The sequence below is a fragment of the Terriglobia bacterium genome (assembly GCA_020072565.1).
Lineage (GTDB): Bacteria > Acidobacteriota > UBA6911 > UBA6911 > UBA6911 > JAFNAG01.
Genome location: JAIQGI010000023.1, coordinates 58,644 through 74,285, shown reverse-complemented (window position 1 = coordinate 74,285; position 15,642 = coordinate 58,644). Strand labels below are relative to the sequence as shown.

13 protein-coding genes are annotated in these 15,642 nt (G+C 57.9%); all 13 read right to left on the bottom strand.

Annotated elements, in window-relative coordinates; translation table 11 throughout:
- Nucleotides 1-37 precede the first annotated feature (37 nt).
- Complete coding sequence (locus tag LAP85_16035) at nucleotides 38-1,015, bottom strand: TonB C-terminal domain-containing protein (GenBank protein MBZ5497914.1); 978 nt, start codon at nucleotides 1,013-1,015, stop codon at nucleotides 38-40.
- Nucleotides 1,016-1,161: 146 nt separating this feature from the next.
- On the bottom strand, nucleotides 1,162-2,133 hold the full coding sequence (locus tag LAP85_16030) for a Gfo/Idh/MocA family oxidoreductase (protein MBZ5497913.1): 972 nt from the start codon (nucleotides 2,131-2,133) through the stop codon (nucleotides 1,162-1,164).
- 28 nt (nucleotides 2,134-2,161) lie between these two features.
- Entirely contained in the window at nucleotides 2,162-2,989 is an 828-nt protein-coding gene (gene lpxI / locus LAP85_16025; GenBank protein MBZ5497912.1) for a UDP-2,3-diacylglucosamine diphosphatase LpxI, read from the bottom strand.
- Between the two features lie 100 nt (nucleotides 2,990-3,089).
- Entirely contained in the window at nucleotides 3,090-3,869 is a 780-nt protein-coding gene (lpxA, locus tag LAP85_16020; GenBank protein MBZ5497911.1) for an acyl-ACP--UDP-N-acetylglucosamine O-acyltransferase, read from the bottom strand.
- Nucleotides 3,870-3,891: 22 nt separating this feature from the next.
- Nucleotides 3,892-4,344 (bottom strand): 3-hydroxyacyl-ACP dehydratase FabZ, encoded by a 453-nt coding sequence (gene fabZ / locus LAP85_16015; protein ID MBZ5497910.1) that lies wholly within the window; start codon nucleotides 4,342-4,344, stop codon nucleotides 3,892-3,894.
- A 129-nt stretch (nucleotides 4,345-4,473) separates the two neighbouring features.
- A complete protein-coding gene (locus tag LAP85_16010) occupies nucleotides 4,474-5,085 on the bottom strand; it encodes an OmpH family outer membrane protein (protein MBZ5497909.1) in 612 nt (203 codons plus the stop codon).
- Nucleotides 5,086-5,226: 141 nt separating this feature from the next.
- Nucleotides 5,227-7,830, bottom strand: coding sequence for an outer membrane protein assembly factor BamA (gene bamA, locus LAP85_16005; GenBank protein MBZ5497908.1), 2,604 nt, complete (start codon nucleotides 7,828-7,830; stop codon nucleotides 5,227-5,229).
- A 267-nt stretch (nucleotides 7,831-8,097) separates the two neighbouring features.
- Nucleotides 8,098-10,536 (bottom strand): ATP-dependent Clp protease ATP-binding subunit, encoded by a 2,439-nt coding sequence (locus LAP85_16000; GenBank protein MBZ5497907.1) that lies wholly within the window; start codon nucleotides 10,534-10,536, stop codon nucleotides 8,098-8,100.
- A gap of 550 nt (nucleotides 10,537-11,086) precedes the next feature.
- Nucleotides 11,087-11,794: an ABC transporter ATP-binding protein gene (locus LAP85_15995; GenBank protein ID MBZ5497906.1), complete on the bottom strand. Its 708-nt coding sequence runs from the start codon at nucleotides 11,792-11,794 to the stop codon at nucleotides 11,087-11,089.
- Nucleotides 11,787-13,058, bottom strand: a complete 1,272-nt coding sequence (locus tag LAP85_15990) for an ABC transporter permease (protein MBZ5497905.1) — start codon at nucleotides 13,056-13,058, stop codon at nucleotides 11,787-11,789. Before LAP85_15990 ends, LAP85_15995 begins: the two co-directional genes overlap by 8 nt.
- A gap of 81 nt (nucleotides 13,059-13,139) precedes the next feature.
- Nucleotides 13,140-14,642: a lysine--tRNA ligase gene (gene lysS, locus LAP85_15985; protein MBZ5497904.1), complete on the bottom strand. Its 1,503-nt coding sequence runs from the start codon at nucleotides 14,640-14,642 to the stop codon at nucleotides 13,140-13,142.
- Entirely contained in the window at nucleotides 14,643-15,065 is a 423-nt protein-coding gene (nusB, locus tag LAP85_15980; GenBank protein ID MBZ5497903.1) for a transcription antitermination factor NusB, read from the bottom strand.
- Nucleotides 15,066-15,122: 57 nt separating this feature from the next.
- Nucleotides 15,123-15,587, bottom strand: coding sequence for a 6,7-dimethyl-8-ribityllumazine synthase (ribE, locus tag LAP85_15975; protein ID MBZ5497902.1), 465 nt, complete (start codon nucleotides 15,585-15,587; stop codon nucleotides 15,123-15,125).
- Nucleotides 15,588-15,642: the final 55 nt, after the last annotated feature.

The following is a 15,642-nucleotide window of genomic DNA, read 5'->3' as shown; positions in this document are numbered from 1 at the left end:
GAGTAATGTCTGGAGAATCGGAATGTCCTCTTCTTCATCACTTGCGTTCGTTGTATGCGAATATGAATCTGGCGCCCACGCGATCCGCAGGAAAGTTCTTCGGTAGCGGAGGGAGAGGATTTGCCAACCATACAGCGCTGAGCGCTGCATAGTCCAGGGAAAGATTACCTGATCCTTTCCCCTCGATACCGGCGAGTATGACTTGCCCGTTTTTGGTGATGTAGAAGACAATGGTTGTGCTTCCCTGCGAGTCGCGCAGGTTCGAGGGGATCTGCCATTTTTGTTCGATAAGGGCTTTGACGAGCTTGCCGTATTCGTCGAAATTAAATCCTTTGGTGTCGAAGAGATAGTCACCTCCACCCCTAATTTCCTGTCCCGGATCTTTGACAGCCTTCCCACCCGCACCCTGTGCGGCAGCCTGGGATGCGGTTGTGGAACCGGATGTCGTCATGGAACCCGGAGGCTGAGCAGGAGCGTCGCCTACGCCCTTAGGAATCGTCTTTGGTGCCACGTCCGTCACGCCGGTCGGCGGCGCCTTTTTGGTGTCTCCTCCAGCATCGCCGCTGGTAGCGGGTGGTGCTGACACGGCCGGTATTGCCGTCACTGGGATGGGCAGATTGCCCGGGATGGGAGGATTGTCGAGTCGAGGCTTCGGCAGCCGCGGAGGAAAATCATTCGTGTTCGTGGGAGGCAGGTTGATGCGGATAGGAGGAAGGCTTGCCTCCTTCTCGGCCTTGGCCCGGTTCCAGTCATAGATATACTTCTTGAGTTCTTCGGCGGAGGGCATTTCCATTTTTGCCACGAAGGTGAGGTTGCGCCACTGCTTGCTTTGTGCTTCCGGCGGCGTAAGCACCGGTTGCCGGAACCACAAATAGGAACCACCCTGCAGCAATTGCGGGTTCAGGTATAGGATCAAGACCGCGAGGGCGTGGCCCAGAATACTGGCGACCCAGGAGGCAAGCAAACGCCTGCTCGGCGGGTGTTTCTGGTAGTGGCCAATCGCATATTCAAACATTCGCGTCTAACCGCCCATATCCAGCAAAGTATAGAAAGGCAAGCTAAGTCCTGTCAATTCTATGGGCTTAAGCCTGATCGGCGCACTTTGGCGCCGAGTCCTGAAATGCCATGCCTGTGCTCAGTATGCTATAAACATTATACCCGTCATCGGATTTCCGGGCCGGAATTCAGGGCTTGTGCCTGTGCTTTCTCCGCTTTCTCCAGAATCTGGAGGGCGAGTTCCAGAGTTTTTTTGCCTTCAGCTCCCGTGCATGCCACCTGACCGCGTCCCCGGACGGCATCCAGGAAGGCGCGCAGCTCCAGATCGAGCGGCTCGCGGCGCGGGGGAGTGAGTTTTTGGCTGATGATCTGGGCAGCTCTGGCCGGGGGCCCATCCAGTCGAAAGATCGATACATCCTGCCGGGTGTAGTCGATGGAGATGTACTCGCGGGCCTGGAAGAACCGCAGCTTGCGGATCTTTTCCATGGAAACCCGGCTGGCGGTCACGTTCGCCACGCAGCCGTCGCCGAACTGGATGCGAGCGTTGGCAATATCGATGCGTTTGGTCAGGATCGCGATTCCGACGGCCTCAATGTGTACCGGCGGTGTGGGGACGAGTGAGGATATGATGTCCAGATCGTGGATCATTAAATCGAGGATCACATCGATATCCAAGCTACGCGGCGAGAACAGCCCCATGCGGTGGGCTTCGAAAAAGCGCGGCCGGTTGACGATCTCGCGCACCGCCTGGATTGCCGGGTTGAACCGTTCAAGGTGTCCCACCTGGAGCACGCAGCCACTTGTCTGCGCCGCGCGCATGAGACGGTCGGCGTCGGCGAGGGTGTGGCTGATCGGTTTCTCCACCAGCACGCTCACTCCCTGGTTCAAGAACTCTTCCCCGATTTCCCCGTGCAGGGTGGTGGGCGCGGCAATGCTGACGGCATCCACTTTGCCGAAAAGCTGCCGATAGTCTGCAAATGACTGAGTAGCGAGTGGCCCGGCAATCTCTTCGGCTCGTCCCGGTCGGGTATCGACCACACCCACGAGCGTGACATCGGGCAGCGTCGAATAGACTCGGGCGTGGTGTTGGCCGAGGGCTCCCACCCCGACTACGCCGACACGGATCTTGTCCACGATTTGCTCCTTCGCCGACGTGTTCGGCGCGTCATTCGATCGGGGGCAGCCCTACGATTGCGATGCCGTTGCTGTCCGCCATTTGAACCAATTGGCGTCGATCAACCAGCAGGGTCCGGTGGGCATCCAGCACCAGAGCCGTGGCCCCTGCTTCGATCATATTCCGGATGGTGGATGGCCCGACTACCGGCACATCGAACCGCATATCCTGTTTGGGCTTGCTCACCTTGATCACAGTGAGATCTCTGCCGCCGGCCAAATCACCGGCGCGTCGGACCGCTGCATCGGTGCCCTCCATGGCCTCCACGGCCACCACCGCCCGATCCCGGACCACAAGCGTCTGGCCGATGTCCATGAGCGCTATCCGGTGTGCGACGGGCCTGCCGAACTCCAGATCCGCCTGCTCATGCTCATTGAGGCCGCGACGAGTCAGCGTCCCTTCGGGGACCATGTGCGGCTTGAGAAACTCGGTGGAATCAAGCAGGGCGATTCCCGCTTCCTCCAGCACGCGGGCGACGGCTCCGATCAGGGCGTCTGAACTCTTGTGTTTCAGGCCGGCGAGCGTCTTGAGCATGGTCAGATCGGGAAGGGAAGAGCCGAAGATCTGAACGTGTTTGACCTGACCGGCCATGATCGCTTTTGTGACGCCGGCCTGCTGGAACACGCGAATCAGCTTACCGAGCTGTCCCAATCCGAGCCAGTGTACGGGATAGCCGCACGATTCGATCTCCGGAAAGGTCTCTTCCTTTATGGCCGCGACGACCATGTCCAAGCTGCGCTCCCGCGCCGATTCCAGCACCATGAAAGGAAACCTGCCATTTCCGGCAATCAGCCCGTATTTGACGGCACTCTCGTTCATCGCCTTCGCTTTCAAACCGCCGAGGCACCAGGACGCGCAGACGCCGGCAGAAAATTGCATTCTTGGCGCCTTGAGGTTCTGGCGTCTCGGCGGCATGCTCTCATCGGATAAATCCTCGTTCGGAACTTTCGATGAACTCAAGAAGGACTGCGACTTCCGGCGCGGTCCATGTGCCCTCACGCGCTTTAACCAGGGCATCGCTGGTGTTGAGTTGAGAGCGGAACAGGATCCGATAGACCTGCTTCAATTCTTCGATGGAGTCCTCCGCAAAGCCCTTGCGCTGAAGGCCTATCGTGTTGATGCCGTACGTCTTGGCATCGTTGCGCGCGCCGACCGTTTTCACATAGGGGAGGGCGTCGCGAGTCACGACGGAAAAGCCGCCGATGAAAGCATGAGGTCCCACGCGGCAGAACTGATGTATGGCGGAAAACGCGCCAACCTGCGCGTGATCGCTGACGGCAACATGTCCCGCCAGGGTGGCGGCATTGGCGAAAATCACATGGCTGCCCACCTGGCCGTCGTGCCCGACATGGCTGTAAGCCATAAACAGACCGTCATCACCAATCTTGGTGACGTGGCCTCCATGCGGTGTCCCGCGGTTTATCGAGACGAACTCGCGGAACACGTTGCGGTTGCCGATCTGCAGGCGCGTGGGTTCCCCCATGTACTTGAGATCCTGGGGATCGGTCCCGATGGAAGAGTGGCCATAGAACCTGCAGGACTCCCCGATTGTGGTGCCACTCTGCACGCTCACGTAGGGACCCAGTTCGGTGCCGTTGCCGATGCGGACGTCCGGCGCCACGACGCAGTAGGGGCCGATGGCCACGTCCGATCCGATCTCCGCCTTTTTGTCGACGATAGCCGTAGGATGAATGCTCATGCTGATGCGATATCCCATATGCCTAGCCGCGATCCACGATGGCGCAGGACAGTTCCGCTTCGGCTACCAGCGTGCCGTCCACCAGGGCCTCGCCCTTCATTTTGAAAAAGTTGCCGCGGCGCTTGATCGAGGTAACCTCCAGACGGATCTGATCGCCCGGAATCACGGGTTGGCGAAAGCGGCAGTTGTCGATTCCCGAAAAATAAACCAGCTTGGAGTTGCGGCTCTCGTCCGCACTGAAGAGAAGGATCACGCCGACCTGGGCCAGAGCCTCGACTACCAGAACACCCGGCATGACCGGGTGTTCTGGAAAGTGACCCTGGAAGAACGCTTCGTTGAAGGAAACATTCTTTATTCCGACCATCCGGTTTTTGCCGTCAAACTCGATGATGCGGTCGACCAGCAGAAACGGGTAACGGTGGGGCATGATTTCCAGGATTTCGCGTATCTTCAGCGCAGAGAAAGTGCCTTCCATGATTCCTCGGGAACGGGTTCGGCTGGGAGAGGGAAAAAGGGGATGGCGCCCGCGCATGCCATCCCCGAATCAAGTCCGTAACCTCAAACCGCCTGCTCGTCGAAGTGGTGGGCCGGCGGATGCGCCCGGTTACTTCTTCACCGCAGGAGACACGGCGGCGGCCGGATAGGCTATGTTGTAAGCCTTCACGACATCCTCGGTGATGACCAGCGATGGATCGACATAACCGTAGATGTTCGTAATGCCGAGAAACTGCACCACATTCGCACCCTTCTCTTTGGCCACTTTCTCGATGGAGGTCAGCATCTTGCGCGCGATGGTGTTTTGGAGCTTCTGTCGGCGACTGTCGATGTCCTTCTGCGTGTCCTGCTGGAAGCGCTGCACCTGGGTGTCCTTGCTCTCGATCGCGTCGGCGAGATCCTGCCGCGCGTCGTCGTTCAGTTTGGAACCCGTAAGTTCGAGCTGGTTTCTCAGCCCCTCGAGTTCCTTCTGCATTTTTTGAAGTTCCTGGCTCTTCTGATCCACATACTGCTGCAGAATGGCCGATTCCTTCTTCCCCTCATCGCAGAGGGTGATGGCCTGCTGGATGTCCACGAAAGCGACCTTTGCCGGGCCGATCACGACCGGCGCGGCTGCTTGGGCGGCGGGGGGTGCAGGCGGCGGGGTCGGGGGATTCTGCGCTGCGCCCCAGACGGGAAGCGCCAGCAATAAAGCCAGAAATAAAATCGGTTTTCGACTCATCAAATGTAGTCTCCTTTGGTCTTTTTGAAGTGCCAGGCCTGCTCGATCCTTTCGATGGCACGATGAATGCAAACAAAATGCTGATTGCAGGCGTACAGATGAAAAAATGTACTATACCTCACATGCAGTGGCAAAATGGAATCAGAAGCTGCGTCCGATTGTGAACTTGATGTCGTGGCGGGGCTCCTTGATACTGAACGGGATCGTGCCGATCAGGACTGTGTTGTCATAAACCTGGGGATTAAAGGCAAAGATCAGACGGAATGGGGCGTTCACCATCGGCAGCATGAACGAAATCTCCAGACCCGTTGAGCTTCGGATCACGCGATTCGAGGACGCGATCAGCGCGTTGGAGGTGGTTGCGCCGAAGACGCCGAGCACACTCCTATCAGTCACGGTCGTCAAGCCCATATCATAGAAAAGGGACATGGCCAGCGGGCCCGCGATCGGAACGCGATACTCCCCGCTGAAAAGGCCCATGGCGTCGCCGCCGATCGGATTGATGCTGCGATCGATGCGGGCCAGACCGGTCGTGAGGTCGATGAGCGGATTGCCCTGGGGATCCAGCCTTCTCGTCGAGGTGATCACCAGCGGGCTGACCGAGCGGATGTCGAAGCCGCGGATGGTAGTCTCGCCCCCGATAAAGAACCGGTCAAAGAACGGCACGGTCGAGTTGCTGAAGGTCTTCACATACTGTCCCACGAACCGGAATCCGAAGGTGTTGCGCCGGCCGCTGATCCACTTGTCGGGGAAGAATTGGCGGTATTCCACCGATGGGCGGATCAGATTGAAATCACCACCCAGTACACTCCCGGCGACGCCCACCGACAAGGTCAGGCTGTGGCCCCTGGTGGGATTGAAAAAGGCGTTGGTGGAGTTATAGGAGAGCGAAGGTGTGATCTCGCTGCGGATGATTCCCTTCAGCGCGGCGTTCGCATCCCCGCCAGGAGCAAAGCCGGTGAACTGCCCGAGCGCAAACGGCTCGAAGCCGGATGCGATGTCGGCGACTCCAATCTTCTGGTATGTGTAGCTCGTTCCCAGGCGCCACCATGTGCGCCCAAGGGGACGGCTGAGATTTAGGGTCGCGCCGCTGGTGCGCTGCGTGAACAACTGGGTCGGCTGCCCTGAAACGATGTTGGTATAGCCGAAAACGCTGTAGGTATCGAAGCGGTTGCGCGAATTGAAAAGCGAGATGCCCATGTTCCAGCGCGTGTCCATCAAGTAGGGCTCGGTGAACGACACGATGAAGTCGGTTGTGCGGGTCCCGGCCGTGAAGCTGAACTCCAGGCTTTCGCCGCGTCCCATCAGATTGTTAGTCTGATAGTTCATGCCGATAAAGCTCCCCGAATAGCCGCTGACGCCTCCTGTCAAACCGATGGACTGCTGGCTCTTCTCTTTTACCTTGACGGTGACGTCCACCATCGCCGTTTTGGGATCCGGAACGGTGTTGTAGTCCTTGTCCTCGATCTTTTCGAAATAGCCCAGCATGTTCAGGCGCTGCACCGAGGTCTCGAGCAACTGGCTGCTGAAGATCTTCCCTTCCTCGATCACGAACTCGCGCCGCATCACTTTATCTCGAGTCTTGGTGTTCCCCTCGAACTCGATGCGGTGCACGGTGAACTGCTTGCCGGGCTCCAGATTAAACGTGAGGTCTACCGACTTGGTATCGGGGTGGGGAGTCTGATCCGGGATGAGGTCCGCATCGATAAAACCGTAGTTGCCGAAGAGCTTTTTGATGTTATCGATGGTGGTCTTGACCCTCTTGTAGTTGAGAACATCCCCCTTCTTCATCTGAAAAAGGCTGGCGAGGAAGTCGCATTTGAAGATGCCGCAATTGTTCATCTTCAAATCGCCCAGGTGATATTGGTCACCGGCTTCGATCGGGATCTCTACCAGGAACTGCTCCTTGGTCTTCCTCAGCATCGGGATTTTTCCCCGAGGCCCTTCAAAAATGCGGGTGAGAGGTTCGCCAATCTGAACCTGGAGGTAGCCCCTCTCCTGGTAGAAGGCAGTCAGGTTGGTCTGGAGGTCGTAATCCAGCTTGTCCTTGAAATACTTGTCCGTTCCCTTGAAGATGGAGGTCGGGCCGCGTTCCTTGGTGAGCTTCAGCGCCGTTTTCAGCTCTTCCTCGGAGAAGACCTTCGCACCGACGAACCGGATATCTCCAATGCGCACCTTGGGCCCCTCGTCGATCACAAACTTCAGCCGTACGCTGCTCGGCGGTACCTGCTCGATCTCGGAATGCACGGTTCCCAACGGTCTCCCGTTTTGCAGCAGGAGGTCCCTCAGGGCTCGTTCGGCCGCACGGATCTTGGCCGGCTCGTAAATGGAGTCCTGCACAATGCCGACTTTGCGCTCCTTGAATTGATCAAGGATATTGGATTCGGTGAACGACTTGTTGCCGACATACTTGATTTCGCGGATCAGCGGTTTTTCCTTGAAGAGGAATGTGACAATCTTCCCTGCGTCGCCGTCCGTCGACGTGACCTCTATGTTCTCGAACCACTTCAGCTCTTTGTAGATCGACCTGAGGTCAAACTGCAGGCGTTCCTCATCATAAACATCCCCGGGACGGGACTGAATGTAGGACCGGATATTGTCTTCCGTCATCCTGCGGTTGCCGCGGATGTCGATCCTCTCTATGATTACTTCCTTCTGCTTTTGGGGTTGCTGGGCGACGGCCGGGAAACCTGTCAGCAATAACCCAGCCAGATACCAGATTCCCGATTTGACCAACTTTGACATCCGTCCTCCAGCTTCACACGGCCCTGAACCGCATAACCCATCCGCTGCTTTTGCAGCATGTTATACAAAACGCATATCTTAGATGAACCAGGGGCTTAAATCCAGCACGAGATTCGCCTGGGTATCTATACTCCGCTACCTTTCGCTACGTTCCATTTTTTGGCAGTGCATCGCCTTCCCAAAGCCTCAATGCGGAAATCGCAGACAATTGCAGGGAGCTCTCTGCCATCGCCGCGGCCAAAAAATGACCCGAGACCTGCGCCGGAACTAGAGGCTCAATTTCACTCCGCTCTCGACGGCTTCTCCGGCGGGCAAATAGTAAAGGCTGTCCCCGTCCAGGTAGATTTCAAGAAGAGTCTCCGGTTTGAACTGACTTCTGATGAGAGCTTCGGAAAGCGGGTCCTCGATGTACTTCTGGATGGCGCGGCGCAATGGACGGGCACCGTAGGAACGATCAGCGCATGTCTTTTCCACGATCCATTTGCGGGCTTCGGGACGAAGCAGGATTGTTATTTTTTTCTGCTTGAGAACCTCATTTCCCTGGCCGATCAGCAGATCGACGATCTTTTCCAGGTCATCCGCATTGAGTGCTTCGAAGAGAATAATGTCATCCAGCCGATTGAGGAACTCGGGATTGAAAATTCTCTTGACCTCACTGTGGATCATGTCCTCTGTCTTTTTGGCGTCGGATTCGGAGGTGGTGCGGAATCCCAGGTGGCCGCGTTTCTCCAAGAACCGGGCCCCAAGATTGGAGGTCATGATGATGAGACAGTTCTTGAAATCGATAGTGTTGCCGAGCGAATCGGTGAGTTGCCCGTCCTCGAATACCTGGAGCAGGATATTGTAAACGTCGGGGTGCGCTTTTTCGATCTCGTCCAGCAACAGAACCGAGTACGGATTTCGCTTCACTTTCTCGGTCAACTGGCCTCCCTCATCATGACCGACATAGCCGGGAGGCGATCCGATGAGTTTTGACACCGAATGCTTTTCCATGTATTCCGACATGTCGAGCCGAATCATGGAGTTTTCGCTGCCGAAGAGAAAGGCTGCGAGCGATCTGGCCATTTCTGTCTTGCCGACGCCCGTGGGGCCCAGAAAAAGGAATGAGCCTACCGGCCGTTTCGGGGACTTCAGTCCGGCACGGGAACGACGGATTGCCTTGCTGAGGGCGGAAATCGCCTTGTCCTGGCTCACGATCCTCTTGTGAAGCTCCTCTTCCATGCGGAGGAGTTTCAACTTCTCCTCTTCATGGATCGAAGAGACCGGAACGCCCGTCCATTTGGAGATGACCTCCTCGATGTCGTTTCGCGTCACCTTCAAGGGGACGGTGCTCTTCAGTCGCCAGCGTTCTTTGACGACCTGGAGATTCTCCTGCTCGAGGTCCTCCTCCAGCCGATAGCGCGCCGCTTTCTCGAATTCCTGCGCCGAAATCGCCGTTTCGATTCGGCCGCCTATGATGCGGATGCGCCGCTGAAGGTTGATCAACTCCTCCGGCACGGAGATGGAGCGCAACTTGACGCGCGCGCCGGCCTCATCGATGAGGTCAATCGCCTTGTCGGGCAGAAAACGGTCCGATATATAGCGGTTGGAGAGGTAAACCGCGCTCTCCAGCGCCTCATCCGTATATTTCAGCTGGTGGAAGTTCTCGTATTTTTCCTTGATGCCCTGAAGGATCTGAATGCTTTCGGCTTCGGTCGGGGCTGCCACTTTGATCGATTGGAAGCGGCGCTCGAGCGACCTGTCTTTTTCGATCGAGCGGCGGTACTCGTAAGGGGTCGTCGACCCGATGCACTGAATCTCCCCCCGCGACAACGCGGGCTTCAAAATGTTGGCCGCGTCGAGCGAGCCCTCCGCCGAACCTGCGCCCACGAGCGTGTGCAGCTCGTCGATGAAAACCACCAGGTTCCGGTTTTCGACCAACTCCTTCATGATGGTCTTCAGACGCTCTTCAAACTGGCCCCGATATTTCGTGCCGGCGACGATCAGAGAGATGTCCAGCGCGAGGATCTTCTTGTCCATGAGCGGCGGCGGAACCTGGCCGCTAACGATCCGCTGCGCCAGACCCTCAACAATTGCCGTCTTGCCCACACCAGGCTCGCCAATAAGCACGGGATTGTTCTTCGTCCTTCGGCAAAGAATCTGGATCATGCGCTCGATCTCGTTGTTCCTCCCCACGAGAGGATCCAGCGCGTCGTTTGCCGCAGCTTCCGTCAGATCGCGCGAGAACTCGGCCAGGCTCAACGGCTCTTTCGCCCGGCTCTGACTGTGCCTCTCCGGGGCGCCGCGCCCGAGTTCCTCGCGGATCATCGAAAGGCGCAGGCCGCGTTCCCGCAGGATCTCGGCCGCCACCGACTTTTCCTCGCGCAGCAATCCCAGTAGCATATGTTCGGTCCCGATGTGCTTGTGGGAGAGCCGTTCCGATTCCTCGGCTGCGGCGTTCAGGGCCCGCTTGCTTTCATCCGAGAAGGGGAGATCGACGGAAGTCGAGACCTTATCCCGAATCGTCGCGCGACCTTCTATCTCCTTGCGAATGCTGTCGATAGAGGCATTTGCCTTGGGGAAGAAGCGGTTGGTCAGGTTCTTGTCTTCTCGAATCAGCCCAAGGAGAAGGTGTTCCGTTTCAATTAAGGGGCTGCCGAACTGGCTGGCTTCATAGCGGGCAAAGAAGATAACTCTGCGCGCCTTCTCTGTATATTTTTCAAACATACGGTAACGCTCGACGAGTCATTAACAATATATTATACGGATTGCCCGGAAACCCTGTAAAGGTGAAAGGTAATGCGGAACGGACAAAATCTCAATGCAGAGGCCGCGAACAACGCAAAGCAAAACGCTGAGGGACGGCTAAATCCCCGTTTCCGAGGTTTCAACTATGCAGAACCTAAGGGCTTGTATCTTAAGAATTTTCCGCCAACGAACTGGCCCAGGAAAAAGGCGCCGATCATTACTGGAAAAGTCATGAGGTGCCAGCCCAGCCCGGAAAAGATGCGGCAGGCGATCACCAAGGGGACCGGGAGGTGTATGGCAAGGACCCATTGCAAGGAGAATTTCCGCACTCGCGCCCGCCAGTAACCAAACGGCAGGTTCAGCAGAAATATGAAGATTGCCACGACCCAGAGAATCATCAGGCAAGTATAGCTGAAGAGGGAGAGACTCGCTCTTGAAACCGATCTGGAGGATTCGGCAGGGGAAATCTGGCGCGAAGCTTTGTTGCAGGAGGTCCGGCCGGCGCTTCGGGGCCGATGCTCTCAACGCCTTATTCTGACTCTTGACTCTTGACTCCTGACTCCTTCGGATTGAGTTGGCCGTTCTCGAGGCGGCAGCTGCGGCTGCATATCCCCGCCAACTTCTCGTTGTGGGTCACGACAATGGAAGTGAGGCCGTGCCGCTCGTGAAGGGAGCGCAGCAGCTCGCCGATGGCCGTACCCGTGTGGAGATCCAGGTCTCCAGTGGGCTCGTCTGCAAGCAGGAGCTTCGGCATCCCCACCAGAGCCCTGGCGATAGCAACCCGCTGCTGCTCTCCGCCGGAGAGTTCACCCGGGCGATGATGGACGCGTTCTTTCATTCGGACGTCCTCGAGCGCGGCGCAGGCACGCGCCTGTGCCGCCGCCGGAGACTCGCCACGCAGCCGCAACGGCATCATGACATTCTCAAGCGCCGTGAACTCGGGTAGGAGGTGGTGGAACTGGAATACGAAACCCACCGTGTGATTGCGGAAGCATGACAACTCCGGCAGGGCAAGCGTGGTAATCTCCGTCCCCTGGATGCGGATCGAGCCCCGATCGGGCCGATCCATGCCGCCGAGAAGGTGCAGCAGTGTGCTCTTGCCGGAGCCGGAAACTCCTGTCACCGCCATCATTTCCCCTTCTTCAAGGTCCAGGCTGAGGTCCACCAGCACCTCGAGGCGTTCGGATCCCGACCGGTAACCCTTGCACAAGCCGCGCACTTTCAGGAGATCACTCATGGCGCAGGACCTCCACGGGGTCGAGGCGCGAGGCGTTGCGTGCCGGATAGAGGGTGGCCACGAAGCTGATGAGCAGCGCCGTGCCGCAGATCAGCACTACATCCCAGGTCTTCACGTGGAAGGGGACGTAAGGGATGCTGTAGACCTCGGCCTGAAGCCGGATCAGTTTGTAGCTGTCCAGGATCCTGCTGGTACCTACCCCGAGAACGGCTCCCAGGGTCGTTCCGATCAGGCCGATGATCAGTCCCTGAAGCATGAACACCCACATGATCGTTCTCTGGGTCGCGCCCATTGCGGTCAGGATCGCGATGTCCCGCTGTTTTTCCAGCACCATCATGATCAACGTCGTTACGATGTTCAGTGCGGCGACGAAGACGATCAGGCTGATGGTGAGGAACAGGGCAATCTTCTCCAACTTGAGTGCGGAGAAGAGCGGCTTGTTGAGGTCGATCCATGTGGTGGTGATAAACCCCGGTCCTGCTGTCGCGCGGATGGCATCGGCGACCGATTCGACCTCCTCAGGGTTGTCAGTCTTGAACTGCAGGACTGACGCGGAGTCTGCCGGGAGCGAGAGCAGTCTGCGCGCCGCATACATATCGGTATAGGCCCAATTCGAATCGTAGTCCCATAGGCCTGATTCGAAAATTCCCGCGATGCGGAAGGTTTTCTCGCCTATGGTAACTATTCTTCCCGCCAGCGGTGTCAGTTTCCCCCTCGGGAAGAACACCTGCAGGGTGTCTCCCAGCCTTACGCCCAGGGAACGCGCCATTTCCTTTCCGACGATGATGTTGCCGGGGATGGGAGGCGCTTCCGGATCTGCGGGTGCAGGCGCTTCGGGCGCTTCAAGAGCGTGGGGATCCCCTTCGACGATGTGGGAAAAGAAGTCGGAAATCTCCCGCTCGCGCGCGGGATCGACCCCTTTGAGCACGGCGCCCTGGTTGCGCGTCGGGCTGGCGACAAACACCTGGCTGAAGATCGCCGGCGCGGCACCCGTCACATGCGTGACACGGGCCAGGCTGACGAGCTGATCCTGGTAGTTGAGCAAGGGACTATTGTCGATGCGCAGGAGGTTGATATAAGACGTAGCGCCCACGATCTTGGTCTGGATGTCTTCCCGGAATCCCGTGGACAGGGCCAGGGCGATCACCAGTGCCATCACGCCGGCCGTGATGCCGATCACCGAGATGGCGGAGATCACCGATACCATGGTCTGTTTGCGTTTGGCCTTGAGGTATCGGAGCGCGACAAACAATTCAAATTTCATAGACAGCCAACTTGATTGCCGAAATCTCAACGTGGAGGACGCAGCAAAAGAACTCTGCGTCCTGTGCGTGGAGATCTCGCTTTACTCCCCTCCTGATTCAGGACGCAACAACGGGAACAGGATTACGTCACGGATGGAACGCGAGTTGGTCAGAACCATGGTGAGGCGGTCGATTCCGATCCCCTCGCCGGCCGTCGGCGGCATGCCGTAGCTGAGCGCGCGAATGTAATCCTCGTCCATCACGTGAGCCTCTTCATCGCCGCGGCCCCGTGCCTTGAGTTGCTCTTCAAAGCGCGCACGCTGCTCGGCCGGATCGTTCAGCTCAGAGTAGGCGTTGGCAATCTCCATGCCGGCTATGTAGAGCTCGAAGCGCTCCACGACATCCGGATCGCCGGGCTTGGTCTTGGATAGAGGAGAGACCTCGGTCGGATAGTCGTAGATGAATGTGGGCTGGATGAGATTGGGCTCGACGACGTGTTCGAATACGGCTGCCAGCAGCGTGCCGACCGTGTCGGCAGCGCCGAATTCAGCGCCCACGGCGCGCGCCAACTCGCGCAGCCTGAGCTCGGAGCGCAAATCCTCGTCAGCGGGTTTGGGAATCGACTCGGGCCAGAAGTGCAGGATCGCTCCCTTCATGGTATGGTGCTGCCAGTGATCGAAATCCAGCAGGCGCTCCTGGTAGGCGACCTGCCGCGAGCCGGTAACCGACTCGGCTATCTGGGTGATCATCTCCTCGGTGAGATTCATCAGATCACGAAAGTCGCTGTACGACTGATAGAACTCGAGCATGGTGAATTCCGGGTTGTGCTGGATCGAGATCCCTTCGTTGCGGAAAATCCGGCTCAGCTCATAGACCCTGGGAATGCCGCCGACGATCAGGCGCTTGAGGTGAAGCTCAAGGGCGATGCGCAGATAAAGGTCGATGTCGAGAGCGTTGTGATGCGTCCGGAAAGGGCGGGCCAGGGCGCCGCCGGCGATCGTCTGCAGCACCGGCGTTTCCACCTCGAGGTAATCCCTTCCATCGAGGAAGTTGCGGATTTCCCGGATGATCTTGCCGCGCTTGATGAAGGTGTCACGCACCTCCTGGTTGACGATGAGATCGACATAGCGCTGGCGGAACCGGATTTCAATGTCCGTAAGACCGTGCCACTTCTCTGGCAGGGGCAGCAGGTTTTTGGCCAGGTGAGTCAGAGAAACAGCCAGGACGGTGAGCTCGTTGGTGCGCGTACGGAAGAGCGTCCCCTCCGCTCCTACCAGGTCGCCCAGGTCGAACAGCTCATAGAGTCCGAAAATCTCCGGCCCGACACGGTCGCGCCGCACGTAGACCTGCAGCCGATGTTCGCCGTCAGAGACGTCGAGAAAACCGGCCTTGCCGTGGGGACGCAGTGCCATGATGCGGCCGCACACGCGCACGGCCGGCTTGGACTCCTCCAGTTCCTGCGCCGACGCCTGGTCGAAACGGCCGTGGATTTCCCCCAGCGTGTGGCTGTAATCGAATTTGTGGGGATAAGGATCGTAGCCCCGCCGTTTCAATTCCTCCAGCTTGAGCCGCCGTTGGACCAGGGGGTTGGTTTCGTGCTCCATTTACTCCTTCACCCTTTCTTGCAGGAGGTCGTTCTTGATGCTGTCGAGGATGCCGTTCACGAACTGCGCCGACTCGTTGGTGGAGAACTTCTTGGCAATTTCCAGGGCTTCGTTGATCACCACGGTGTCGGGCGTGTTGACGTCCGAGAGCAGTTCGAACACGGCCAGGCGCAGGACATTTCGATCGACGGCGGCCATGCGGCTCAAGCGCCAGTTCTTGGTGTGGCCCTGGATGAGCCGGTCGATCTCTTTGATGCGGCTGAGCGCCCCCCGGAACAGGTGGCAGGCGAACTCGCGCACCTTCTCCGGCTGTTCATTCATCTCCCAGAAAGAGTCCAGGATCATCTCGGGGTCATGTTTGCCCACATCAAATTCATAGAGCATTTGAAGCGCGCATTCGCGCGCGGTTCTTCTGAGTCCCATTTCAGATGATGCGATCCTAGGATGCGGTAAAAGGAGTGCGCTGTTGCGTTCGCGGTTCTATAACTGCTTTAAGACTTGAACCATTTCTATTGCCGAAAGAGCGGCATCAAACCCTCTGTTTCCTGACTTGAGACCGGCCCGTTCAATCGCCTGTTCCAGAGTGTTGCACGTAAGAATACCATAGATTACCGGGACCCCGGATTCCAGGCTGAGATTCCCGATTCCCCTGGTCACCGTCGAGGAGATGTACTGGAAGTGAGGGGTCTCCCCTTGCAGCAACGCGCCCAGACAGATAACGGCATCGTACTTGCCCGAGAGCGCCATCCTTTTGGCCGCCAGTACAATTTCGAATGAACCGGGCACCCAGACGGTCGTGATGTCATCCGGCGCGGCGCCGTGGCGCTCCAGGGCGTCGAGAGCGCCGTTGAGCAGGCGATCACTGATAAAAGAATTGAATCGGCTGATGACGATCGCAAATCGGCTTCCGGTTGCATCCAGTTTCCCTTGGATAGTCCTGGCCATATCGCCTCCGCGACTGAGGCCATACATTCTGCAGGAGACAGGTGGGAAAAACAAC

Coding starts and splice junctions, on each gene's coding strand:
- bamA (MBZ5497908.1), bottom strand. CDS start 7,830: ATGTCAAAGTTGGTCAAATCGGGAATCTGGTATCTGGCTGGGTTATTG.
- lpxA (MBZ5497911.1), bottom strand. CDS start 3,869: ATGAGCATTCATCCTACGGCTATCGTCGACAAAAAGGCGGAGATCGGA.
- LAP85_15990 (MBZ5497905.1), bottom strand. CDS start 13,058: ATGAAATTTGAATTGTTTGTCGCGCTCCGATACCTCAAGGCCAAACGC.
- LAP85_16000 (MBZ5497907.1), bottom strand. CDS start 10,536: ATGTTTGAAAAATATACAGAGAAGGCGCGCAGAGTTATCTTCTTTGCC.
- fabZ (MBZ5497910.1), bottom strand. CDS start 4,344: ATGGAAGGCACTTTCTCTGCGCTGAAGATACGCGAAATCCTGGAAATC.
- lpxI (MBZ5497912.1), bottom strand. CDS start 2,989: ATGAACGAGAGTGCCGTCAAATACGGGCTGATTGCCGGAAATGGCAGG.
- LAP85_16010 (MBZ5497909.1), bottom strand. CDS start 5,085: ATGAGTCGAAAACCGATTTTATTTCTGGCTTTATTGCTGGCGCTTCCC.
- ribE (MBZ5497902.1), bottom strand. CDS start 15,587: ATGGCCAGGACTATCCAAGGGAAACTGGATGCAACCGGAAGCCGATTT.
- LAP85_15995 (MBZ5497906.1), bottom strand. CDS start 11,794: ATGAGTGATCTCCTGAAAGTGCGCGGCTTGTGCAAGGGTTACCGGTCG.
- LAP85_16035 (MBZ5497914.1), bottom strand. CDS start 1,015: ATGTTTGAATATGCGATTGGCCACTACCAGAAACACCCGCCGAGCAGG.
- nusB (MBZ5497903.1), bottom strand. CDS start 15,065: ATGGGACTCAGAAGAACCGCGCGCGAATGCGCGCTTCAAATGCTCTAT.
- lysS (MBZ5497904.1), bottom strand. CDS start 14,642: ATGGAGCACGAAACCAACCCCCTGGTCCAACGGCGGCTCAAGCTGGAG.